Genomic DNA, 24928 nt, shown 5'->3' with positions numbered 1-24928 from the left:
TTTGATTTATTTTTTGCCCTGCAATAATATTGCAAAGGGATTGTACTTTGTACCGTCATCATCTTTGCGGGAGCGGGGTTCACCCACCTTTCTATCGCCTCGATGTGCAGGAGATCTTTCTCCTCTTGCAGCGGGGCTTCTTTCTCCTCTTTCGGAAAGCTCCTTGCCTCCCTGTACCGTCGGAGATCCTGCAGCGGTTTTAACCGTAAGCGTTTTGCCGTCCTTGGTTTTGACTACAAGTTTTTTTACCTCAGCCTTTTGCTTTGCGGTAAGACGGGATGCACCCCGGGCTTTGCCATCGGCACCGCCTTCTCCCGTTTTTCGGCTTAAAGAAATTCGGCGGCGGTCTTCGTCAAGTGAAATAATTTTACACTCTACAATGTCGCCTACCTTTACGGCCTCAAGCGGATCCGAGATAAAAGAATCGCTCATCTCCGAGATATGTAAAAGAGCCGTTTCCTTAATTCCCAAATCGACAAAGGCTCCGAAGTCTACTACGTTTTTGATTTTTCCCTTTACGGTCATTCCGACTTTTAGGTCTTCAAATTGAAGAACGCCTTGCTGCATGATGGGCTTAGGACAATCTTCGCGCGGATCACGGTTAGGCTTTTTTAATTCTTCGATAATATCGTTTATGGTCTGGTCTCCGATATTGTACTTGGTTTTTATTTCGCTTCGAAGCTCACCCGAAACTTCTTCATTTTTATGAATTACATCGTAGATGATTTTTCCGGTTTCATAGTTTTCGGGATGAACCCAAGAATTGTCCAAGGGATTCGAGCTTTCGGGGATTTTTAAAAAGCCGGCACACTGCTCAAATGATTTAGGCCCCATTCCGCTTACCTTTTTTAATTGTTCCCTGTCGGTAAAAATCCCTTCGGCTTCACGGCAGGCTACAATTTTTTTTGCAAGAGATGAACTTACACCCGAAACGTATTTTAACAAAGAAGCACTTGCAGTGTTTAAATTTACGCCTACATTATTTACTACGGAACCTACAACAGCATCAAGCTCTTCGCTTAATTTTTTTTGGTTTAAGTCGTGCTGATATAAACCGACACCTATGGACTTGGGATCAATCTTTACAAGCTCTGCAAGAGGGTCCTGCAATCTTCTTCCGATTGAAATAGCCCCTCTTATCGTTAAATCCAAATCGGGGAATTCTTCGCGGGCGACATCGCCTGCAGAATAAACCGAAGCTCCGTCTTCATCGACTACCGTAAACAATACATCGGGACAAGATTCTTTGATAACGGCGGAAACTATTTCCTGCACCTCGTGGGAGCCTGTGCCGTTGCCGACAGCAATTAGCTGAACATTGTATTTTTTAACGGCTTCCAATACCAAGAATTTTGCTTCTTCAGTCTTATGCTGATAAATCACAAAGGAGCCTAGGTATTTTCCTGTTTCATCGAGAGCGGCACATTTAGTTCCCGTCCTTATACCGGGGTCAACTCCTAAAACCCTTGTGCCCTTGATGGGTTGGGTCATCAAAAGATGCTTTAAGTTTTCACTGAAAATATTTATACCGTGCTCATCAGCGGTGTCGGCGAGGTCGCTTCTTATTTCTCTTAAAACTGCAGGAGCAAGCAAACGAACAAGTCCGTCGGCTATAGCTTCCTTATGGTAGTCGTTATTTAGTGTATACTTATTTTGCAAAAGAGAAATTGCATCTTCGATGCTTACATCTATTTTTACTTCCAAAACCCCTTCCCTTTCTCCGCGGTTAATCGCAAGCACGCGGTGGGGTTTTATTTCGTTTAAGTTTTCGGAATAATCCCAGTACATCTGATAAACGGAAGTCTTTGCAGCCTCTTCATCACCGAGTCCCTTAACTTCAAACTTTCCGGTCTTTATAAAATAATCATGAACGGCTTTGCGGTTTTCGGTATCTTGAGAAATTTCTTCGGCAATTATATCGGCAGCACCTTGGAGGGCATCTTCGACCGTGGGAACATTTAGCTCTTCCGTTTCGGCATCGGTTACAATAAATTCTTTAGCCTTTTCTTCAAGGGGAGCGGCTTCAAGCTCTTTCATCAAATCGGCTAAAGCCTGCAAGCCTCTTTCAACGGCAAGCATACCGCGGGTTTTCTTTTTCTTTTTAAAGGGAAGCCAAATGTCTTCAAGCTCGGTAAGAGTTCCGGCCTTCATTATATTTTCATAAAGAGAATCGGTCAACTTTCCGGCAGCAAAAATCCCCCGCACAATTTCGAGGCGGCGGGTTTCCAAATTTGTATAAGATTTAAACAGGCGGTCTGAATCCCTGACTTGAACTTCATCAAGAGAACCGTGCATTTCTTTTCGATAACGGGAAATAAAGGGGATGGTGCATCCCTCATTGACCAAACTTATAACTGCAGAGACTTGAGCAACTTTTATGTTAAGTTCTTCTGCAATCTTCTTCATAATATCGGCCTCGTTTACACTGAGGCCTTCAATAAATTCATTTGTAAATTCCATAATACTGCGAGTATATACCATAAAAAAAAGAAAATCAAGGGCTTAAAATCAGGTATCGGATTTTAACCTTTTACTTTATTTCGCCGCTTGTTACCGAAAAAACATTGTCTTCTTTTTTTGCCTGAACCTTTATATCTCCTATCGGATTCCACTGAACAAAAAATGTTACGGTAGGCACCAGTTCATAATATTTTCTTGACGCACCCGTACGCAACACAGGTTTTACGGAATATGAAAATTTCATTAGCCAATCTTTTAAATAGTGGGTCAAATCAAGGCTAAGAGATTTTAATTTAAATCCTGACTGCAATCTTGCATTTTCATCCCAAAAATAGAAAGAAGAAATCAGGTCCTTAAAAATATTTTTTTCACCGGGGATAACAATCGGAAGATTAAGCGAGTCTTGAAAATATCTTGCAATAACATCATTGCGGGAAACGGCACTAAAACTTATATCCAAAAATTCGTGTATTTTAAAAACGAGTTTAGGAGAAAATGAAAATGAAGAATCCGTTACTCTTATCAAATTAAAATTAAGAGACGAATTAAATGAAAATTCCAATTTAATTCTGTTTTTCCAAGCATAAATTTCAATAGGTTGTGATGAGTTGGAAAAATTTATATCCAACGATCTCGGAATAAATTTTTTATAAGGTAAAGCTGTCCACCCCGTACCCGAAATTAATTTATAAGGATTTTCATAATTCATTGCATAAACTGCCGACATATATTTCCATGAAAAAGAAGCGGCATATCTCTCACTTCGTTTTTCTTCAATATTATAAACATAGGATTGACTTAACGAAATATTATAAGGCAACGAAAAACTTAAACCGATATTGAGCGGATCCCAAAACCGTTTTTTTGCATTATTTTCTTTTTCAAATAGTCTTGTAGAAATATTAAGTTTGCCGTAAGGAAAAGCAAAGCTCCCTACAAAGGAATAGGCTTCCAAAAGAGGATTTAAATTCATGGATGTGGTAATCAATTGGGTATAATTTTTAAAATTTATTCCAAAACCTGCAGATGCAACATGAGTTTTAATATATTCCTTGTCCCATTTTACAGGAACAGTTTTCCACTCGGGATTGGCAACTGTTCCGATAAATTTATTTTGAAGAAGGGTTTCCGAAATAGACCATTCAACAAAGGTTGGTTTAAATAAATCGTTGGAAATAAACGGACTAAGTTTTAAACTGTTCGAATTATTTATGCTATAAACATTTAATTTATAATTATTTAACTGAAGCCTATCAAGCTCCGTATTGTCTTTATGCCATATATGTTTTTGATTATTGCCGTTTAATTCAATTGAATTTGATAGATTTAAAAAGCCTTGATTATACGAAAGACGGCTGTCAATTTTAGCCTGTCCGCTTAATTTATAATAGGATGAATAAAAATCGGACCAGTTAATGTCAAAAGGCTTTTTCCAATCTTCATGATTAAAAACTATATCTTGAGATGCAAAGCCGTTTAGTTTATAGGTTAAATCATAGTTTATTAAATTCGAAAAACGATTGGTTTTTACACCGTCAATTTTATATGCAGGAAACAGGTCAACGGAAAAAGCCGGAGCTTCATTCGTTGCTTTATCGTTTTTATCCTTGCCTGACTCTTCTTCAAAAGGATTTTTAATACCTGTTATGTTTTGTGTTTGTTTTCTTTCTTTTTTTTGAGACAGCATAGATGTTGAAAAAATAGTACCGCCAAGGCCGGCTCTTAATTCCGGTAAAATATTTTTAGGGTAATAAAATAATCTGTCCGGAGCATATAAAGCATCGTTTCCGCTAAGGCTTTCATTTTTCTTTGATTCAAAATTAAGTTTCCCTGAAAAAGCCTCAAGAGACATATAACTTATCCAAGGTTTTAATACGGAAAAGCTCGGATTGATCGAACCGTCTACCTTCCATGAATAAAAATTTTCCAATGTAGTATCTTCGGCAGCTGCCAGCTTATCCTTGTTTAAAAAATATTTAAACCAGTTCATATCTTCACTTCTGCCCATAAAATCTTTTTTAAAAAAAGGATCCGAAATAAACGGAAATAAAACCGAAACATTGAACGGGCTTTTTGTCATACTCATATTAAAGCTGAAATTATATCTGAAGGGTACGATTGCACCGAAAAGGTTTGCCTTATTTATAGCTTTTTCTTTACCGGGATCTCCATATTGACTAAACAGAAGGCCGGTTCTCGGATACAGGGTATAAGAAAAACCTAAAAATCCATGAAAATCAATTTGTTTTACATATCCTTTTTTGGGAGTAAATTTTCCTTCAAGTCCTGTCAAATAACCGAGCCCCGAATAAGCATCCGCTATCAGTTTTAAATACGAACCTCCGGTATCGGAAGCCGGCTCATCCAATTTTTTAAAAAACAAACCTTCCAGCTTTTGTTTTTTTACCGTGTCGCTTTGCATAAAATTGGAAAACGAAGTAGCTTCATCGCTTTTAGGTGCAGGCTTACGCCCCAGAATATAGGTAGTAGTTTGAACAAAAGCTCCTTCCCTGTTTTTAAAACCGAAGACAGGGTGAAAAAGCATCTCATCTGAAGGATAATAAAAAAAGGGAAAGTACATGATAGGTACAACTCCGACAGATAAAAACCCGTTAAAAAAAGCCATTTCGTTTCCTGGTAAAATCCAAAGGCGGCTTGCCCGAATAGACCACAAGGGGTATTCTTCTTTACTTGTCGTAAGCAGGGCATCCTTAAAAGTTATGGCACCGCTCTCATTTCTTCCGGCAAGGCCTGTATGAATTCTAAAAGGGTCTTGATTTTTTTTTGCAGGAGCCTGCGATATAATTCCGTCAACAAAGACTCCTTCCAGTTTTTGAATATTAAAAATAAGAGCATCCCCTCTAAAACTCTCACCTTCATCGGATCCGATCTTTCGGGTATAAACAACATTTCCGATTGCAGTCAAGGTTTCACGGGTCTTGTTATGAATTATTTTATCGGCAGTAATTGTCGAAACGGAAGTTTCATCCGAAACGGAAATTGAAACAAAGCCTGTAAAAATAATCAGTTCATCTTTTTTTATATTCTTTTCTTTTGAAGAATCTGTTTCGGTTTTATTTCCAAGTTCGGAATTTTCAGCCTTATCTATATTGTCTTTAGAATCTGCGTTTGGAAGCTCGGTTATAGGAGCAGACGGAACCTTTACATACTCGGTAAGTTCTGCAGAGTTAATAGTAACCTTTATTTTCTTTCCGGTTTTTTCATCAGCCTGTAAAATATTTACCGAAAAGAGAAACATAAAAAAGATTAAACCCTGCAAAGCTTTTTTCATTATTCCGTCTTACCTGACTCTTTCAAGCATTTCCTTTATATAATATCCCGTATAGGATTTTTTTATCTTTGCTACTTCTTCAGGTGTTCCTTCCGCTATGATTTGCCCTCCGTTGGTTCCGCCTTCGGGGCCGAGGTCGATAATCTTATCGGCCTGTAAGATAACATCAAGGTTGTGTTCTATCATAATAACGGTGTTCCCCTGATCTATGAGGCGATGAATAACCTGCATGAGCTGCTTGACATCCGCAAAGTGTAAGCCCGTTGTAGGTTCATCCAAAATGTAGAGGGTCTTACCTGTAGAACGTTTGGCAAGTTCGTTTGCAAGTTTTACCCGTTGGGCTTCTCCTCCAGAAAGAGTAAGAGCCGATTGGCCTAATTTTATATAACCCAAACCGACCGATAAGAGGGTTTGAAGTTTTCGGGCAATGTGAGGAATGGGAGCAAAAAATTCCGAAGCCTCCTCGATGGTCATATCCAAAACATCGGCAATGTTTTTTCCCTTATAGCGGACATCGAGGGTCTCTTTGTTAAACCGTTTCCCTCGGCAAACATCGCAGGCTATATAAACATCGGGCAAAAAGTTCATCTCGATTGTGAGGGTTCCGTCGCCCTGACAATGCTCGCACCTTCCGCCCCTTACATTAAACGAAAAGCGGCCGGGCTTATAACCCCTCGCCTTCGATTCGGGAAGGCTTGCAAACAAGTCCCTTATCCCCGTAAAAACGCCTACATAGGTCGCAGGGTTTGAGCGTGGTGTTCTCCCGATGGGGCTTTGATCGATATTGATAACCTTGTCTATGTGCTCAAGGCCGCTCAGTTTTTTATAGGCCCCTTCAGGAATAGAGGAACGCATAATCTTGTTTGAAACTGCCGGATATAGAACATCGGTTAAAAGGGTTGATTTTCCCGAGCCCGAAACTCCGGTAATACAGGTAAAGGCTCCCAAAGGAATTTTTATAGAAACATCTTTTAGATTATGCTCGCTCACCCCTGAAAGCTCCAAAGCATTTCCGTTACCTTTCCGCCTTTCTTTAGGAATATCCATTTTAAGCGTACCTGCAAGATATTGCCCCGTTAAACTGTTTTTTACTTTTGCAACTTCATCAGGCGTACCTTGGGCAGTTATGTTTCCCCCGTGAACGCCTGCACCCGGACCGAGGTCGACAATGTAGTCGGCCGTGCGGAGGGTTTGCTCGTCATGTTCTACAACGATGAGGGTATTCCCCAAATTACGCAAGTACAAAAGAGTATCAATCAGCCTTTGATTATCCCGTTGATGAAGCCCTATCGAAGGCTCATCCAAAATATATAGAACACCTATCAAACTTGAACCTATCTGGGTCGCAAGCCTGATGCGTTGAGCCTCGCCGCCTGAAAGGGTTGCAGCCTTTCTTTCTAAGGTTAAATAGTCAAGGCCGACGTTTTTCATAAATTCCAAGCGGGCCTTAATTTCTTTTAAAATCTGAAAGGCTATGTGTTCTTCCGTTTCAGTCAGCTTCAATTTTTCAAAAAACTCGATAGAATCCCCGACGGAAAGGCAGGTAAGGTCATGAATGTTTTTATTGCCCACCGTTACGGCCAGCACTTCGGGTTTAAGCCTCATTCCTCCGCAGGTTTTGCAGGGCTTTATCGACATAAACTTTTCATAATATTCTCTGATAGAAGCCGAGTAAGATTCGTTATATTTCCGGTTCATGTCGGCCATTATTCCCGGCCAAGGGCGGTTATAAGAATATTTCCCCGATCCGCTTTTGGACGTATAAGAAAACTGAATCTTTGTATCGCCCGAACCTTCCCAAATGATGGTCTGTATTTTTTTGGGGAGCTTGTTCAATGGCGTATCAAGAGAAAAATCGAATTGGGCGGCGAGGGCTTCAAACCGCACCCTGTTCCAATCGGATTCGGGATTATACGGAACGAAAACGCCCTCATTAAACGAAAGGCTTTTATCGGGGGCTATCAGGTCTTGGTCAAAGTGCTGAGTCATTCCGAGTCCCGTACATTCGGGGCAGGCCCCTATCGGGTTATTAAAAGAAAAAAGGCGGGGCTGCAATTCGGGCATCGAAATGCCGCAATCAGAACAGGCATTTTTTTGCGAAAAGAAAACCTCGGTTACGGGAGAATCCTTATCGTCCTGTCTTGTAGCAAGCAGGGTTCCGCCGGAACTTTCCAAGGCCGTTTCCACCGATTCCGAAAGGCGTTTCCGCACATCCTTCGACAGCTGAATTCGGTCTACGATTATTTCGATTGTGTGTTTTTTTTGTTTATCAAGCTTTACCCCGTCTTCGAGGTTTACAAGAAGGCCGTCTATGCGGGCACGCACAAAACCGGCGGCTATTGCATCGCTCACTATCTTTTGGTGTTCTCCCTTTTTTCCCTTTATAATGGGAGCGAGAATCTGAACGCGGGTTCCTTCCGGCCAGCTCATAATCGTATCTATAATCTGGTCAACCGTCTGCTCCTTAATCTCCTTTCCGCAAGAAGGGCAATGGGCATGGCCGGTACGGGCAAAAAGGAGGCGGTAGTAGTCATAAATTTCGGTTACCGTTCCGACCGTGGAGCGGGGGTTGCGGTGCGTAGTTTTTTGTTCTATAGAGATAGCGGGGGAAAGCCCCTCGATGTAATCCACATCGGGCTTATCCATTCTGCCTAAAAACTGACGTGCATAAGCCGAAAGGGATTCTACATAACGGCGCTGCCCCTCGGCAAAAATAGTGTCAAAGGCGAGGGAGCTTTTTCCCGATCCTGAAAGACCGGATATAACGATGAGCTTATCACGGGGAAGCTCCACATCAATGTTCTTCAAATTATGTTCACGGGCACCCTTTACGATGAGTTTATTTAGGTGTCCGCTTTGATTTTTATTGTTCATAAGGTAAACATTATACACAAAAAATGAGGTTTTGTGAATAAGTATCACATACTTAGAATTTCTAAAAATTTATACTAAGTACCGTGTAACTATTAAAACTTTTAAGTATTTATCTTGATACTTCATACATATTTTACAACTCACACATTCAAAATTATTTTATTTGAGGGAGAAACCTATATGAAAAAAAGGGGATCAATAAGGAATAAGCTATTGGTTATAGTCGGTGCTTTGATTTTTACGGCAGGCTTTACGCTTGGGGTTTTGGGAGTACGCACGGCGCGGAAAACCGTATCTGAAAAGGTGGTGATTCACCTTAAAGATAAGGCAACCGACACGGCAGAAATTATTAACGGAAGGGTTACGGCTTTTTTCCAATTTTTGGAAGGAATAGCCCGTATGCCTATCTTAACCGATAAAAGTCTTTCACATACTGAAAAAGCAGCTATATTGGACAAAGAAGTCGCTTTTAATGAAAGATTGGAGGAGCTTAATCTGTATGATGTTTCAGAAATAAGCACTGCAAATGACGACCAATTTACATCGATAAAGAATAGTACCTGGTTTAAATCCGCTGCAAGCGGCAAACGGTTTGCATCCGAGCCCATTTTATCCCATTCTCTTAATAAACTTGCTTTCGTCTTTGCGGTTCCCGTGTACGACAAAGATAAGAATGTTGTTGCCGTATTAAACTGCACAATCGGTGCAGAACATCTATCCAACGATATTGATGATATTATAATCGGAGAAACAGGATATTGTTATATTTTAGGTATGACCGGAACAATAATAGCACACAAAAATTTCGATTTGGTAAATTCTCAGGATAATATTTTAAATAATGCAAGAACAAACAAAGACTTTGCCTCGTTAGCAAAATTTATGCAACAAGCTTTAAACGGTACAAAAAGTGAAGTAGGCTTTTATGAGTATAAGGGAGAATCCTATATAGCCTCCTATGCAAAGATTGGCAACACGGATTGGACTGTCATTATAAGGGCACCTATAAAACAGTTTATGGGAAGTATCGATACTCTACGCAACAAAATGCTGTTTATAGGCTTTACTATCTTAGCGGTAAGTTTGGCTATACTCTTTATTGTTTCGTATAATATGCTAAAACCCATAAATGTTGTAGTTTCCGCTCTCAAGGATATTGCCCAAGGAGAAGGCGATCTGACAGTCCGTCTGCCTTTGGTCGGAAATAATGAGGTAACTAACTTATCGGAATACTTTAATCAGACAATCGAAAAAATCGGCACATCAATTAAAATAGTCGGGGAAAACAGCGATGAGATGACAAACACAGGTTCGGAACTTGTAAGCAATATGACGGAAACAGCCAGTGCCGTACATGAGATTAGCGCAAATATCGACGGAGTAAAAAAACAGGCTCTTACCCAGGCTGCCAGTGTAAGCGAAACGGCTGCTACCGTAGGAGAAATTATCCGAACAATAAAAAATCTTAACGGAAGTATTGAAAATCAGGCAGCAAGTGTTGCAGAGTCTTCTTCAGCAATTGAACAAATGGTAAGCAATATCGCTTCAATTACACAAACTTTGGATAAAACAAACGATGTTATAAAAACCCTTGCATCTGCCACTGCCGACGGAAAAGAAACTGTTGTCGGAGCAAACAGTGTAACACAACGCATAGCTGAAGAATCGGGCGGTCTTATGGAAGCAAGCAATGTTATTCAGCATATTGCAAGTCAGACAAACTTATTGGCAATGAATGCAGCTATTGAAGCCGCCCATGCAGACGAGGCAGGAAAGGGCTTTGCCGTTGTAGCCGATGAAATACGCAAGCTGGCAGAAGAATCCAGTACTCAGGGAAAAACCATTACCTCAACCCTTAAAATACTTTCGGGAGAAATTGAAATGCTTTCGAATGCTGCAAAGACAACAGAGGATAAGTTTAACACTATCTTCAACTTGTCCGAGCAGGTAAAAACAATGAGCCAAAATGTAATGAATGCCATGCGGGAACAGGAAAACGGCAGCCGTGAAGTACTCACCGCAATCCGTGACATAAACATAGTAACAAACCAAGTAAATGACGGCTCTGCCGAGATGCTAAAAGGCGGCGAAAATGTTGCAATTGAAATGCAAAAGCTTGATGCTCTGACACGCGTTATAACTGACAGCATGAACGAAATGGCTGCAGGTGCAGTTCAGATAAGCAATGCAGTACAGGATGTAAGCGAGATAACCCAAAAGAATAAACGCAGCATAGACAGCCTATCTACAGAGGTAGGAAAGTTTAAGGTATAAAACTAATTTAACCGCAAGGAACACAAAGGACTTAAAGAATTTTTTAATGCTTTAATAATAACGCATTACTTCTGACTAGCTTAATTTTTAAATTTAACCCAAAACTTTTATTGTCATCTCGACTAAAAAGTAAGCTAGAAATTATGTAACAATGCGGGTTCTTAGGGCAGAGCCCTAAGCGGTTCTTTTGAAGATAGGAGGGGTTATAGGGGAGGAAAGAAATCTTTTATCCGAAAAAGTGTCTTTCCTCCCCTACGCCTGAAAGTTCCAGATAGATTTGATCGGCGAGGCCGAAGCCTGCGTTTTTGGTCATGCTGCGGCCGAGCTCATCATACATCATGTCTTGGTACATCTTGCCTGCAAAAGATTCGTCTCCTGCAAGAGTTTTTCCCGTCAAGGTATTCCGCATAGAGTCGAGCATTATTTTTACAAAGTAGGATTCAAACTCAAGAGCTTGTTCGTAAAGCTTACTCGTCCTGTCAATCGAATATCTTGAATAAACCGTTTCGCCGGATTTTCCGAAGGAGGAGGCTATGCCCTGAACCTCCCTGTGAGTGTCGGCCGGAACGGGATTTTCTATCTTCATGGATTTTAAAATATCACCCGGGAGACGGGTATCAAAGAGGGCTTCTGAGGAGCCTGTCTTTAAGCCTGAGACGGAAGCAGAGCTTTCGCCCTGAATATTGGAAATAATAGAAGACGCTCTTTCAGAACCTCGCAGAGTTTCAAGCATTTGAGTAAAATTTTGTTGAGATTTTGCCGATGCAGGGACTTCACTTTTATTTATCAAAGAATTTTTTACATCCTCCCTGCCCGCTTGATTTGTTCCTATTTTGTTTACTTCCATTTCTTCCCTCCCAAGCCTTAACTAAAATTATCTTTAAGATTAACTAAAAACTATCGCTTTAAACTTACCGCAGTACCAAGCATATTATCGCTTGTCTGGATAGCCTTCGAATTAAACTCATAAGCTCTTTGAGCCACAATCATGTTTACCATTTCGCTTACGGTTGAAACGTTTGACATTTCCAAAAACTTGTGCTCGGTTCTTCCGAAGCCGGTAAACCCGGGACGGCCCGGAATAGCCGTGCCTGATGCAGGAGTCTGCCTAAAAAGGTTAGAACCCTCGGCTGAAAGACCTGCGTTGTTCTGGAAGCGGTAAAGCTCTATCTGGCCTACTTCGATCGGATCGTCTATATCGCCGACTTTAACGGTAACACGGCCGTCCCTGCTGACTGCAATAGTATTCTCCCGGTAACCTTCGGGGAAAATGATTTCGGGTAAAACGCGTAAACCGTTTGAAGTTACAAGCTGGCGGTCTGCATCAATCTTAAAAGAGCCGTCCCTTGTATAAGCATAGGTTCCGTCATATTGAAGAACCCTAAAAAAACCTTCACCCTGAATGGCTATATCGCTTGTGACTCCCGTATTTTGCAAGGAGCCTTGCTCAAATATTCTTTGGGTAGCGGCAAGCCTTGCACCGTGTCCCATCTGAACTCCTACCGGAGTAATCGTATCCTCTGTAGCAGGCGTACCCGCGGTTTTTACCGTCTGATAGATGAGGTCTTCAAATTCCGCTCTCTGCTTTTTAAAACCGCTTGTATTTACGTTTGCCAAGTTGTTTGCAACCGTGTCGATGTTTGCCTGTTGAGTGTTCATGCCTGTTGCGGCCGTCCATAAACTTCTAACCATAACTTATCCTACCTTTTAACCTTATTTTTTAACTGCTTCATTCCATAGTTTGGCCATCATAGTATCTTCGGCCTGAATGGATTTTTGATTGGCCTCATAGGCCCTGTTTACTTCTATCATCCTAACCATTTCGTTTACGACATTTACATTGGAAGCTTCAATAAAGCCCTGCACTACAACGGGACGGGACGGTCCCTCGGCAGCAATAGCTTTTCCCGAAAGAGGTGTATCCAAATAAAAGCTTGATCCGTTTTTGCTTAAGTATCTGTCATTTTCAAATTCCACTATTTTTAAGCGGTCCAGATAAACTGAATCGCTTTCGGGCTCGGTAATCGGGCGTACGTAGATTTGTCCGTCTTGGTTGATCTTATATTCCATGTCCTGTAAAAAGATGCGGCCGTTTTCTCCCATAACGGGATAGCCTTCCTTAGTCATAAGGTAGCCTTCAACACCAATCATAAAATTTCCGTTTCGGGTATACTTTTCTCCATAAGGAGTTTCAACGGCAAAAAAGCCCTGTCCTTCCAAGGCTAAATCGGCCGGAGAGCTTGTCTGTTTTAAAGAGCCTTGTTCAAACTCGGTAAAAATCTCGTTAGTTTCAACACCGAGCCCCAGTTTTCCTATAATGGGAGCTATGTCCGATGAACCGAATGGATTTTTTATTACGCCGTCATCATTCAGCCTTCTTAAAAGCAATTCGGGAAAAGACTTTTGAACTGAAACATCTCTTTTAAAACTGGTCGTATCCAAGTTAGCCAAATTATTTGAAATAACATCCAACTGACGCTGTTGAGCAAGCATTCCGCTCGCCGCAGTATACCAACCTCTTACCATATAACCACCTCTTATAATACCGATAAACAGTGAGGCTGAATTTCTGCCGAACTGTTTATCATAGCTCTTATATGATTTTCGGCATTGTAAAATTTTTTTTTAGAAAAAGAAATATAAAATTTTTGCAAAATTACGCTAATGAATGACCCTCCGCACGAATAAAAAAATTCTAACTTTTTTCTTAAGTCTTTTTTTAGTTCTCCGATAAATGAACTAAGCACAGCTTAAATTTTAATGTGCTTCCGTCTTCTGCGGAATGACAGAGGATCCGGAAATGACATATCGGCAGGGATGCCGCGGGAATTTTAGAATTGCCGAAAATCACCAAAGGAGTAGGAATATGATCATTAATCACAACATGAGCGCTATGTTTTCACAGAGGACATTGGGACACACCCATTTACTTAACCAAAAAAACATAGAAAAACTTTCTTCAGGTTTACGTATTAACCGAGCGGGCGATGATGCATCCGGTTTGGCAGTATCAGAAAAAATGAGAAGCCAGATTCGCGGTTTGAACCAAGCAAGTGCCAACGCACAAAACGGCATTTCTTTTATTCAAGTTGCGGAAGCTTTCCTTCAGGAAACTACAGATGTTATCCAGAGAATCCGCGAACTCAGCATTCAGTCTTCTAACGGTATTTACTCGGCAGAAGACAGATTGTACATTCAGGTTGAAGTATCTCAGCTAATCGCTGAAGTAGACCGAATTGCAAGCCATGCACAGTTCAACGGTATGAATATGCTTACCGGAAGATTTGCTCAAGAAACCGGAGAAAATACCGTAACTGCTTCTATGTGGTTCCACATCGGTGCCAACATGGATCAGAGAACAAGAGCTTACATTGGAACAATGACAGCTAAGGCTCTCGGCGTTCGCAATATCGGAGATGAATCGATTATGACTATCGAAACACCCGAAAAAGCTAACCGCGCTATCGGTACCCTTGATGAAGCCATCAAGAAGATCAACAAGCAAAGAGCCGACCTTGGTGCATACCAGAACAGACTCGAACTCACTGTTGTAGGTATCAATATCGCAGCAGAAAACCTCCAAGCCTCCGAATCACGAATCCGTGACGTAGATATGGCTAAGGAGATGGTAGATTATACCAAAAACCAGATTCTCACACAGTCCGGTACAGCAATGCTTGCACAGGCAAATCAGGCAACTCAGAGTGTCATGACCTTGTTAAGGTAAGCTGTAAACAGTTTGACGGAAAAGCGGTTCTAAAAAGAACCGCTTTTTTTATTTCTTGCTTATTTTTTTTATTTTTAGTATAGTAATTTTTAGTATAGTAAGACATAAAATTCAAGCTGAGTTTATAAAAATTTTAAAATGAAAAAAAGAAAATTAACCGATAAATGGCGGAAAATCATTACTATAGGCTTAATAATTTTTCTTTTGTGTTTGAGCATCTTTCTCTATTTTTTTTGGGGACAACCTCTTATAAAATTTCTTATGGATGCAGAAAAAGTACATGCCTATGTTGAATCTCATCCTTTTTCGAGCCGTATATTTTTTGTGACTGCCGTTTTTTTACAAGTAGTAGTTGCGGTAATCCCGGGATGTCCATTCGAAATAGGAGCAGGCTATGCTTTTGGAGCGGTAGAGGGCGCCTTAGTATCATTGGCAGGAATATCTGCCGCCGGTATTTTAATTTTTTTATTTGTAAAAAAATTCGGCAAAGCGGCAATAGAAATTTTCTTCTCGCCCGAAAAAATAGAATCCATAAAAATATTTAAAAATAAAAAAAGACTCCACCTAATAGTTTTTATAGTTTTTTTAATTCCGGGAACACCTAAAGACTTATTAACCTATATGGCAGGCCTTACACCTATACGTTTAAGCGAATGGCTCATACTAAGCACATTGGCCCGTTTTCCGGCTATATTGGCGTCAACAATAGCAGGAACAAGCTTAGCACAAAAAAATACGGGGCTTGCTCTTGCCGTGTTTTTGATAGGAAGCATCGCTGCCTTTGCAGGAGTTTTGATTTTTAACAAACTAAATAGCCGTAAAAAAAGCTAAGTTTTTTTACGGCTATTAAAAACATCTAAAAAAAATATCAAACCTTGGGAAAGCCGTGTTTTTCGCCCCAACCGAAAGGATCCAGCCTCCATTCACCCAGACTCTTTTTATTTTCTTCGCTTATATAGTTTTGCTTTACAGCCTCATCCAGCATAATATCGTAGTTTAAAATAGTAACCGGAATACAGGAAGGTTTTAATTCGGCAAAAGCTTTTTCGGCTTCTGCAAATCCGTAAGAAAAGATAGCAAAACAAAATGGGACCTTCCCGTTTGCATTACGCACGGCCTCAACAGCCTTTATGGAGCTTCCCCCTGTCGAAATTAAATCTTCAACAACAAGCACATCGGCACCTTTATAATCCGCATTAGCGCCCAAACCCTCAATCTGGTTTTTTAAGCCGTGATCTTTTCCGCCTGAGCGTACATAGGAAACGCTTTTTTGCAAGAGGTCTCCCAAACTTACTGAATGAGGAATTCCGGCAGTAGCTGTTCCTGCAAGCCATTCGGGGTCAAAGTCAACCGCTTTTAAAAGCTCTGCGAAGGCTTCTGCTATTGTACGGCGCATCTCAGGCAGGGCTAAAAAACGGCGGTTATCGTTATAAATAGGCATACGGTAGCCCGATGCCCAAGTAAAGGGTTCATTGGGAGAAAGCTTTAAGGCACCCAACTCAAAGGCCGTTTTAGCCAAAAGCGCCCCATATTTTTTTTGAACCTCTGCAATTTTCTTTTCATCTTTGTGCATAAGATTTTCCTTTAAAGGGTTTTATAATATTCATAGATGGCCTGCGTTCCTTTTTCGGCATAGCCTTCTTCATTCATCTTATTAAAGAAATTTTGTGCAAGTTCCAAAACGGGAATGTGCAGTTTGAGTTCCTTCGCAACATTTAAGGTTATGTTTAAATCCTTTAAAAAGTGTTTAATATAAAAACCCGGAGCAAAATCTTTTTGAAGCATCTTAGGCCCGTTGTTTAAAATCTGCCAACTTCCTGCAGCACCGCCCCCGATAGCCGAAAGCATTTTGTGAGGGTCAAGGCCTGCGGCCTCGGCATAACAGACAGCCTCGACAGTACCGAAAAGGTTTGCCGCGACGGCTATTTGGTTTGCCATCTTAGTGTGCTGCCCTGCCCCTGCACCTCCTTGAAGAGCCCAAGTTTTTCCCATGCAGGCAAAAAAAGGTTCCAGCTCTTTAAAGGCTGATTCATCTCCGCCTGCCATAATTGAAAGGGTTCCGTTTTTAGCTCCTATGTCGCCGCCTGAAACGGGAGCGTCTACAGAAAAGCATTCTTTTTTCTTTGCCTCATCATAAATCTTTTTTGCCAAAATCGGACTTGAGGTCGTCATATCGGCAAAAATCGTTCCGGGCTTTGCGGTTTTTAATAAGCCCTTTTCTCCGAAATATGTTTCTTCAACATCTTGCGGGTAGCCGACGATGGTAAAGATGATTTTACAGTTGGGAGCAAGGCTTGCCGGGTCATCATACCAAATGGCTCCCTTTGAAAGAATTTCTTCGGCGGATTTTTTTGTACGCGTAAAAACGTGCATCTTAGCACCGGCCGCTCTTAATCTTTCGGCCATGCTTTTTCCCATAACTCCAAGGCCTATAAAGCCTACATCGCAATTTTCAACCTTCATTATTTAAATTCTCCTTATAAAATTTTTTTGAAGGAAGCGCTAGCTTCCGAAAAAAGTTATTTTTTCTTATAACAAATCCAATAAAACATTCCGACAAAAAAGGCTCCGCCTATTATGTTTCCGAGGGTAACGGGCATTAAATTCTTTATAAAAAAAGCAGCCCAATTTATATTTGAAAGAGCCTCGGCAGAAAGGCCTGAAGCGGCAGCATAGGCCGGAACGCTTTTCGAAAAAATCCCCGCAGGGATATAGTACATGTTCGCGACACTGTGCTCAAAACCGGAAGTTATAAAAAGCCAAATCGGGAAAAAAGCTGCAAGCATCTTCCCGGTCATATCCTTAGCGCCATAACAAAGCCAGACTGCAAGGCAGACCAGCCAATTACACATGATGCCTAAAAAAACAGCCTGCACAAAAGAAAGAGAAACCTTGCCGTAAGCAATTTTTATCGTAATCCCTCCCAAAAGATTTGCACCGCTTGAAAGCTGTCCGCTTTGCACAATCAAAAAAGCAATAAAAACAGAACCTATAAGGTTCCCAATATAAACGGCAATCCAGTTTTTAAGCATTGCAGAAAAGCTCACCTTTTTTTCTAAAACGGCTGCAATTATCAGGTTGTTGCCCGTAAAAAGCTCGGCTCCGGCAAGGAGAACCAAGATAAGTCCTACAGGAAAAATAAGCCCAGCAACGAATTTTCCAAGGCCGTAAGTTTCAGGCTTGGCAAAAAGTCCGAAAGCAGCCATATTGGAGCCTTCCGAAGCAAAGGCAATAAAAACCCCTGCCAAGAATCCTAGGCAAAGCAGCTTCCATACAGAAGTAGAAGCCTTTGCAATACCCTTTTGCACCGTAACTTCCAAAATCTCGGCCGGATCACAATACATTTTTTCAGACATACACGCCTCCTTAATACCACTATAGCCTGATTATATCATAGAATAGAGTATTTTTCAATTATCAGTGTGTTGAATCTAGATTGGAATACCGATTTTGGTATCTTGACTTATTTTTTATAAAAGTATAGAATTATGATTAAATAACGGTTTCGGTCTTGGTGCTCCTTTTAGCTAAGGAGTGAAAAGGGAATCAGGTGAAAGTCCTGAGCAGTCCGGCTGACGTAAGTGAGAGAGTTGTTTTTCAAAATGCCACTGGTTTATTCCGGGAAGGCGAAAATCAATGATGACCTCCGAGCCGTAAGACCTGCCAATGACTATAAGGGTAAAATACAAGTTTTGCCCGTGCTGTACTCTGCTTGGACTCATGAGTTGCAGCAAAATTTATCGTGTTAATCATATTTATTTCCTCTATTGCTCCTTGGGCTGCTTGAAGATTTTGTCAAGTTTTCTTCATTTTAGCCTTGAGTACATCCTGCTGATACCCTTGGGTTGTACATTTTGAGGAAATCTAAATCCCTTTGCGGACCGAAATCGTTTTTCTTTTTTAGCCCAAAATTCGAATTTTTCCCCCCGATAACTTTTAAAAATACGGCTTTTAATGTATAATCATAATAAACTATTTTTAAGAAGGATTTTATGGCGAGTACATACGAAAAACTTTTAACCACAATAACGGAAGCCGCAAAGACGGCTAACCTGGAAGAGGACGATTACATATCCCTCTTAAGCCCTGAAAGAGAGATGCATGTTTCAATACCCGTAAAAATGGACAACGGAAAAATCAAGGTTTTTAGCGGATACAGGGTTCAGCATTCTACACTAAGAGGTCCTGCAAAGGGAGGAATAAGATTTCACCAAGATGTAAATATCGATGAGGTACGATCCCTTTCTGCATGGATGACCTTTAAATGTGCCGTTGCCGACATTCCCTATGGAGGCGGAAAAGGAGGCATTTGCGTAAATCCTTCAAATCTTTCAGAAACGGAACTTGAAAAGCTGACAAGAGGCTACACAAGGCGGATTACATCTTTTATCGGCCCTAAAACGGATATACCTGCCCCGGATGTAGGAACAAATGCAAAGATTATGTCTTGGATAGTGGACAGCTACAGCAGCTATGCAGGAGAATTTACTCCCGCAGTTGTTACGGGAAAACCTCTTCCTCTCGGCGGGTCTAAAGGACGAGTAGAAGCCACAGGCCGGGGAGTTCTTTTTGCAACGAGGGAAATTTTAAAGAAACTCAATAAAACCTTAAAAGACCAAAGTGTAGTTATTCAAGGGCTTGGAAATGTCGGCGGCGTTACTGCAGATCTTTTTTATAAAGAAGAAGCCAGGATAATTGCAATAAGCGATACAAGCAGTGCAATATACAATGAAAAAGGCTTAGATATTCCTCAAATACTCAAACATAAAAAGGGAGGAAAAAAACTCAAGTCTTTTGAAGGCGATTTTAAAAGAATAACCAATGAAGAACTATTGGAGCTTAAAGCCGATATTTTGATTCCGGCTGCCCTCGAAAATCAAATTACCGAAAAAAATGCATCAAATATTAAGGCATCCATAATAATCGAAGCAGCAAACGGCCCCATCACCCCTGAAGCCGATAAGATCCTCGAAAAAAAGAATATTATAACGGTGCCCGATGTCCTTGCTAACTCGGGAGGTGTAATCGTTTCATACTTTGAATGGGTGCAAAACCTGCAAGGCTTTTATTGGACGGAAGAAGAAGTCAACAAGCGCCTTGAAGATAAGATGATTGAAGCCTTCAAACTGGTATGGGACGTAAAAGAGGCCTATAAAGTCAGCATGAGAAAGGCAGCCTATATTAAGGCCTTAAAAGAACTTGTAGAAACTCAAAAAGTTAAGGGAATTAACTAAACCGTCAATAAACAAAAAGCAGCCTCGACATTTTAAGGCTGCTTTTTTAATTTAAAATCGAAACAAATTCAATTTAAAGTTTGTCTATCAGCATTGAACACTTACCCGACGGAATCGGCAAGGTCTTCTTCTTTTCGTTTAGGATATTTATGGTAAAATAATAGAGCTTTTCGCTTTCCATATGTATTTCCCATCCCCTCTGGCTCTTGGACGAAAGAATAGTGATCAGATTCCTTTTAAGGCTTAAGTTTTCGATACCCATGACTTCAAGATTGGGGACAGTCCAGTTGACAGTCTTACGCGGAAGACTTATCGAAAGACCTATAACGTTTTCGATCATCAGGCTGATTGTAGAAAGGCCTACGCTCAAAAGATATTGTTTACGCGGAAAGGCAGGTTTTCCCTTCCATTGGGCGGGGCCTTCTTTGACAGGAGAATAGGCCTCCCATAAAAAGCCCTGTTTTTTTGAATTGCCTGCGGGCGAAAGGGTTTCAAGCACATAGTAAAGGTGCCTTATAACGCACTCTCTCGCTATCTCCCAGCGGTTATATTTTTCCAAGCCCTTTACGACAACAAAGTTCAAAATAGGGAAGACGCTGCCGCAGGCACCGTTTCCGTTTTCGTCATATTCAGGCTCATTTGCTGCAAGACTGGGAAAGGGATGATCAACCCCGAAAGTTTTAGGATTGGATAGGTGTTCTACCAGAAGAGCAGCCTTATCCTCATTGGGAATCTCAGCAAGCATTGGCCAAAAACCGGCAAGAGTCTTCTTCTTTATCTGCTTACCCTCAGCATCGAGATCATAATAAAAGCCGTCTTCTTCATTCCACATCATGGAATTGATTCTGGTTTTTATTGTAAAATACAACCTCTTATACTGAAAGTCTATTTCTTTGTCGTTTAGTATATCGCCTAAAGCAGACATATAAAGGGCATTTACCGCAAGGGCCGAATTAAAATCGGTCAAAAAAACGGACTCTTTTCGGGGCGTATTAGGCATATTGACTGTTTCAAGGGGGCTTTTGTACAGACCGTTATCCGACTTAAACATTTTGTCAATCCAGTCCATATACTTAATCAAAACAGGCATAATATCCTTTACACGTTTTTTATTTCCCGTCTTATGATAAATATTGTACTCAGCCCATGCAAATAGGGGCATACCCAGCCCTTCAGGATTATCCCTCTTTAAAACAGGTTCCTTTGTATCAAAATCATATCTATTGCGTATGGCTCCGTTTTCTTCCTGCCTGTCATAAAAAAAGTCGAGAGCAGAATTCGGTGTATAATTCTTATTGGAATAAACAAAGAAAAAAGAAGAAAATATAGTTTCATATTGATTCAAAAAATTGCCGTCCGCTTCGGGATAAATAAAAAAGCCCTCGGTACCCTGTTTGCCGTCGCCTGTCGAATGCCAAAAATCATGAACCCAAGCCCATGTTCTATCGTAAATGTCCACGAAATCTTGATCGTAAAAATGAACACGCGGAAAATCTCTTTTATTCACCTTAACTCCTTATTTTTTGCAAGACAATATATAGTATATCATATTTTTACAAAAAAGGGTAGTTTTTTAGCAATATTTATAAAAAAAATTTAAAATCTGAAAAAAACTCTCGTTTAATTAATTACCGGCATTGGAAGTTTCTTCTTTTTCCTCGGCGGAACCTGAATTTTCAGCCGGAGTACCATCTTCAGTATCGGTTCCGCTTTCAGCAGCCTCTTGAACTGAAGGCACCACAGGGACAGGTTCTGGCGGGCGGCCCAAAAAGAGAACTATATCTTCATCATCCTTTTTGTGCTTCATTTTTAACAAAAGAGTACGGGTTCTTTCATCATAAACATAGCCCGAAGAATTATACATCTCAAATCTGGGATCCGTTCTAAAATCGATTTCATGGATTTGTATCCTATAAAACGGACGGATACCCCTTATAATCATGTAATGAGTATCTCCTGCCTTAGCCGAAATTCTAAAACTGAATATTTTTGCATCGTTTTTAAGCACATTTATATCGCGTGCAGATGTCCAAGCCCAAATACCGGGCTCTGCCTTTAAAGCCAAGGACTCTTCATGGGGATAGTAGGGGTTATCCTTAACAGCGGCAGGGTACAGTTTTTCGGCATGGAGAATCAAGGCATCATTAGCCATAAGCCCTAACTTCTTTGCCTTATCGCCTTGAATATCGAAGGAAGCCGGTAAACTTGAAGAATTTCCTCCAAGAGAAAAGATGGAAGAATACAGTGCCTGACCTACAGCCTTCCATGTCCCCTTATCGGGATATGAACTTCCATAACGGATTAAAACAGAAGCAGTTCTCAGAGTTTTTTCGGTATCTATGGTCTTTTTATCGGAAGAAATATACAGTCCCGTATCGATAGAAATCAAAGAATCTTTTAATACCGTCTCATATTGTTCGGAATTTTCCATAAAAAGATTTTGTTTATTAGGAAAATAAAAAGCGTAATCCATTGCAGCTTCCAACAAACCTGCGGCAAGAAAAGAGTTTAAATCCTCTTGCTTTGCATTAGAAGCTATCTTTTCCAAGGCAGAAATTAAATTTGCTCTTGAGTTATTTATCAAAAACGGAATAAGGGCTTCCCTATCAAATACGGAAATTTCAGCCCTTGCTATGCCCGATTCAATACCTGATAAGAGCTTTCTTTGGTATGCGGCAAGACTGTTATCGTTTTGTACAAGATTGCCATAAAAGGTAGTCGATATATAGCTGCGTTTTTCTTTAGGCAAAAGAGAAGACGGGGCAGAGACAAGAGCCTTTGCATATTCACCGTTAAAGGCTTTTTCAGCCATATATGCCGTCAAAAGCTCTTCGTTATAGTTTCTTGACGAGATCACGCTTGAAAAATAATCCAAGGCCCTTTCTCTAAATAATTGCTTGGTTTTGCCGTATTCTTCGTCACTTGCAATCGGTATACGGCGGATAGAATCAAAGTCCAAACTTTCAGATTGAATATAGGTTTCATAAAAAGCTGTTTTTTTTGAACTTGAAAGAATAAGGTGAGGGAGTTCCGATGTATCATCGGAATTCCCAAAACCGTAACCGCCTCTGAAAATAAACCGATCTTTTCCGTACCTTAAAAATATTTGCTCATCCTGCCTTTCAAGACGGGCCGATTGAGTCAATTTCCAAGGAAAATAAATGGTTTCTATCTCTGACGGCATAGAAACGGAAATCCTTACCGTTTCAACTGTTTCCGAAAGGTAGGAGGTAAAATCTATCAAAACATCGTTAGAACAAATAACACTAAAGGAATCTTCGGTTTTTTTGTACTCTAAAACCTTCAGGCTAAGATCTTCATTATTGCTCGTTTTTGCAGTAATGGGAGTCTGATCCGTAATGTAAAAATCCAAACCGTTCGCAACTATATGGAGAGGTAAAAGAGGCGTTCTGTTTCCGGTTTCATCAACATCATCCCGTCCCGAAACGGACATGGCTCCTATCGTATAATAAAAAGTCTTACCTATGGTAAACTGAATGACAAAAATGCCGAAAATAATTAGTATATACGATATAGTTAATGCAATCATCCTACTTGATTTGTGTTTCATAATGTTATAGTTTATATAAACTAAGGAATAATTGCAATACTTATAAGGAGTTATTATGAAAATAACCAGGCAAATTTTTATTTATTTTAGTTTTTTGATGGCTGTCGCCCTCTTTTTTTCGTGCAAAACAACTGAAAAAGCCGTAAAATCCCCTGTGACTGAAGAGACAAAAAAAGCCGAAAAAACCGGCAAAAAAAGTCCGAGAGAAGAATTTAATGATAAACTTACCCACCTTTCTAAAAAGGGAGATTTAGAGGGCATTTTAAAGTTAATAGATGAATCTGATCCTGAACTGACCAAGGATTTTAAAATACAATATCTAAAACTTTCCATCCTCATTTCGATGAGAAAAACAAAGGAAGCCGAAACCTTTGCCGATGAACTTTCCAAGGCCTATCCCAATAATACAGAAATTCTTTATGCCCAGGTTATGTTGGCCCAAGCCGAAAACAATACACAAAAGAAAAATCAATACTTGAAAAAGATATTGGCTATAAATCCCAAGGATTCAAGGGCATTAACCGAGCAAGGCTTGGATTTTTACTCTGCCAAAAAATACAATGATGCCAGAAGAAAATTTATAGAAGCTTATAAGGCTGATCCTAAATGTACTGAAGCCCTTATAGGCCTGGGACGCATAAACTATCTTGAAGGAAAACTTGACCAAGCAGAAGCAAATCTAACGGCAGTCTTGGAGCAAGAACCGAATAACAGCACAGCCCTTGCAGAACTTGCCCGTATAAAGTCGGAAACAAATAGAATGTATCAAGCCCTTCAAGATATAAATAGGGCAGCGGAACTTGAACCTAATAATCCCAGCCATTGGAATGATATAGGCTCTTATAATCTTACAATAGGCAGAAAAGAAGAAGCAAAAAAAGCTTATGACAAGGTTATAGAACTTACTCCCGATTCCTACGTAGCCTATATCTACCGTGCCGGCATAAACGATGAACTCGGCTACAAAGAAGACGCCCTCGCTGATTATATAAAGGTATGCAACCTTTATCCGCCTTATTATTTTGCACTGGAAGGAGCGGGTATCTTGCTTTGGGAAAAAGGAGACTGGTTAAATGCGGGAACAGCATTTTTAAAAGCCTTAAACAAGGCCCCGGGCTCTTATCAATATGCGCTTTTGTATGCAATAAGCCTCTATAAACAAAATAAAAAGCCGGATGCAAAAAAATTTATGCAAAACTATCTAAAATCAATCAATCGTACCGAAAAAGAAAACGAATACTTTTTATGCCGCCTTTTTATAGATTTTGCAGGTGACAGCGAGCTTATAAACAGGGCAACAGCAGAAACCGACATGGTAAAAAAAGGAAGACTGTTTTTTTATCTCGGAGAATTTTACAATCTGACCAAAAAATACACTCTTGCAGAAAAGTGCTATGTTCAAGTAATGTCGATAGAAAATCCTGCCTTTTTTGAATACCGTTTTGCAAAAAAAGCCATGGATGAATTTAACTCAAGCAACGGGAAATAGGCTAAAA

General features: G+C 40.4%; 16 protein-coding genes and 1 riboswitch. Of the genes, 5 read left to right on the top strand and 11 right to left on the bottom strand.

Features of this window, described 5'->3' with window-relative positions:
- Nucleotides 1-6: 6 nt before the first annotated feature.
- Genes TDE_RS04845 through uvrA form a run of 3 tightly spaced genes read right to left on the bottom strand, consistent with a single transcriptional unit; the run spans nt 7 to nt 8626 of the window.
- Nucleotides 7-2481: a helix-hairpin-helix domain-containing protein gene (locus TDE_RS04845; RefSeq protein ID WP_002682327.1), complete on the bottom strand. Its 2475-nt coding sequence runs from the start codon at nt 2479-2481 to the stop codon at nt 7-9.
- A gap of 49 nt (nt 2482-2530) precedes the next feature.
- Nucleotides 2531-5752, bottom strand: a complete 3222-nt coding sequence (locus TDE_RS04840) for an LPS-assembly protein LptD (protein ID WP_002682325.1) — start codon at nt 5750-5752, stop codon at nt 2531-2533.
- A 9-nt stretch (nt 5753-5761) separates the two neighbouring features.
- Nucleotides 5762-8626, bottom strand: a complete 2865-nt coding sequence (gene uvrA, locus TDE_RS04835; RefSeq protein ID WP_010956862.1) for an excinuclease ABC subunit UvrA — start codon at nt 8624-8626, stop codon at nt 5762-5764.
- A gap of 180 nt (nt 8627-8806) precedes the next feature.
- Here uvrA and TDE_RS04830 point away from each other — a divergent pair, with 180 nt between their 5' ends.
- Entirely contained in the window at nt 8807-10900 is a 2094-nt protein-coding gene (locus tag TDE_RS04830) for a cache domain-containing protein (RefSeq protein WP_002682323.1), read from the top strand.
- A gap of 226 nt (nt 10901-11126) precedes the next feature.
- On the opposite strand, the gene TDE_RS04825 is transcribed toward TDE_RS04830, so the two are convergent.
- Genes TDE_RS04825 through flgF form a run of 3 tightly spaced genes read right to left on the bottom strand, consistent with a single transcriptional unit; the run spans nt 11127 to nt 13426 of the window.
- Nucleotides 11127-11747 (bottom strand): rod-binding protein, encoded by a 621-nt coding sequence (locus tag TDE_RS04825; RefSeq protein WP_002682322.1) that lies wholly within the window; start codon nt 11745-11747, stop codon nt 11127-11129.
- A 50-nt stretch (nt 11748-11797) separates the two neighbouring features.
- Nucleotides 11798-12592 (bottom strand): flagellar basal-body rod protein FlgG, encoded by a 795-nt coding sequence (gene flgG / locus TDE_RS04820; protein ID WP_002670463.1) that lies wholly within the window; start codon nt 12590-12592, stop codon nt 11798-11800.
- A 21-nt stretch (nt 12593-12613) separates the two neighbouring features.
- Nucleotides 12614-13426, bottom strand: coding sequence for a flagellar basal-body rod protein FlgF (flgF, locus tag TDE_RS04815; protein ID WP_002671871.1), 813 nt, complete (start codon nt 13424-13426; stop codon nt 12614-12616).
- 340 nt (nt 13427-13766) lie between these two features.
- On the opposite strand from flgF, the gene TDE_RS04810 reads away from it, so the two are divergent.
- Together TDE_RS04810 and TDE_RS04805 are read left to right on the top strand one after the other, a co-directional pair.
- The gene (locus tag TDE_RS04810) at nt 13767-14627 is read left to right on the top strand and encodes a flagellin (protein WP_002670454.1); all 861 of its coding nucleotides are present in this window, start codon (nt 13767-13769) and stop codon (nt 14625-14627) included.
- A 138-nt stretch (nt 14628-14765) separates the two neighbouring features.
- A complete protein-coding gene (locus TDE_RS04805) occupies nt 14766-15458 on the top strand; it encodes a TVP38/TMEM64 family protein (RefSeq protein WP_010956859.1) in 693 nt (230 codons plus the stop codon).
- 37 nt (nt 15459-15495) lie between these two features.
- Here the strand turns inward: TDE_RS04805 and TDE_RS04800 are convergent, their stop codons facing one another.
- Genes TDE_RS04800 through TDE_RS04790 form a run of 3 tightly spaced genes read right to left on the bottom strand, consistent with a single transcriptional unit; the run spans nt 15496 to nt 17983 of the window.
- Complete coding sequence (locus tag TDE_RS04800; protein WP_002682319.1) at nt 15496-16200, bottom strand: orotate phosphoribosyltransferase; 705 nt, start codon at nt 16198-16200, stop codon at nt 15496-15498.
- Nucleotides 16201-16211: 11 nt separating this feature from the next.
- Entirely contained in the window at nt 16212-17090 is an 879-nt protein-coding gene (locus TDE_RS04795; RefSeq protein ID WP_002682316.1) for an NAD(P)-dependent oxidoreductase, read from the bottom strand.
- 56 nt (nt 17091-17146) lie between these two features.
- On the bottom strand, nt 17147-17983 hold the full coding sequence (locus tag TDE_RS04790; RefSeq protein ID WP_002670448.1) for a formate/nitrite transporter family protein: 837 nt from the start codon (nt 17981-17983) through the stop codon (nt 17147-17149).
- A 139-nt stretch (nt 17984-18122) separates the two neighbouring features.
- Nucleotides 18123-18309, top strand: a riboswitch (cobalamin riboswitch).
- A 310-nt stretch (nt 18310-18619) separates the two neighbouring features.
- On the opposite strand from TDE_RS04790, the gene TDE_RS04785 reads away from it, so the two are divergent.
- Complete coding sequence (locus TDE_RS04785; RefSeq protein ID WP_002682315.1) at nt 18620-19861, top strand: Glu/Leu/Phe/Val family dehydrogenase; 1242 nt, start codon at nt 18620-18622, stop codon at nt 19859-19861.
- A 73-nt stretch (nt 19862-19934) separates the two neighbouring features.
- Here the strand turns inward: TDE_RS04785 and TDE_RS04780 are convergent, their stop codons facing one another.
- Nucleotides 19935-21368 (bottom strand): MGH1-like glycoside hydrolase domain-containing protein, encoded by a 1434-nt coding sequence (locus TDE_RS04780; protein ID WP_002671898.1) that lies wholly within the window; start codon nt 21366-21368, stop codon nt 19935-19937.
- A gap of 117 nt (nt 21369-21485) precedes the next feature.
- Entirely contained in the window at nt 21486-23432 is a 1947-nt protein-coding gene (locus tag TDE_RS04775; RefSeq protein ID WP_002682311.1) for a hypothetical protein, read from the bottom strand.
- A 55-nt stretch (nt 23433-23487) separates the two neighbouring features.
- Here TDE_RS04775 and TDE_RS04770 point away from each other — a divergent pair, with 55 nt between their 5' ends.
- On the top strand, nt 23488-24921 hold the full coding sequence (locus TDE_RS04770; protein ID WP_002682308.1) for a tetratricopeptide repeat protein: 1434 nt from the start codon (nt 23488-23490) through the stop codon (nt 24919-24921).
- Nucleotides 24922-24928 lie beyond the last annotated feature (7 nt).

Origin of the sequence: Treponema denticola ATCC 35405 (assembly GCF_000008185.1) — a bacterium.
In the GTDB taxonomy this organism is placed as follows: domain Bacteria; phylum Spirochaetota; class Spirochaetia; order Treponematales; family Treponemataceae; genus Treponema_B; species Treponema_B denticola.
The sequence above is the reverse complement of the archived record's forward strand: the minus strand, read 5'-3'. Positions and strand labels throughout refer to the sequence as shown.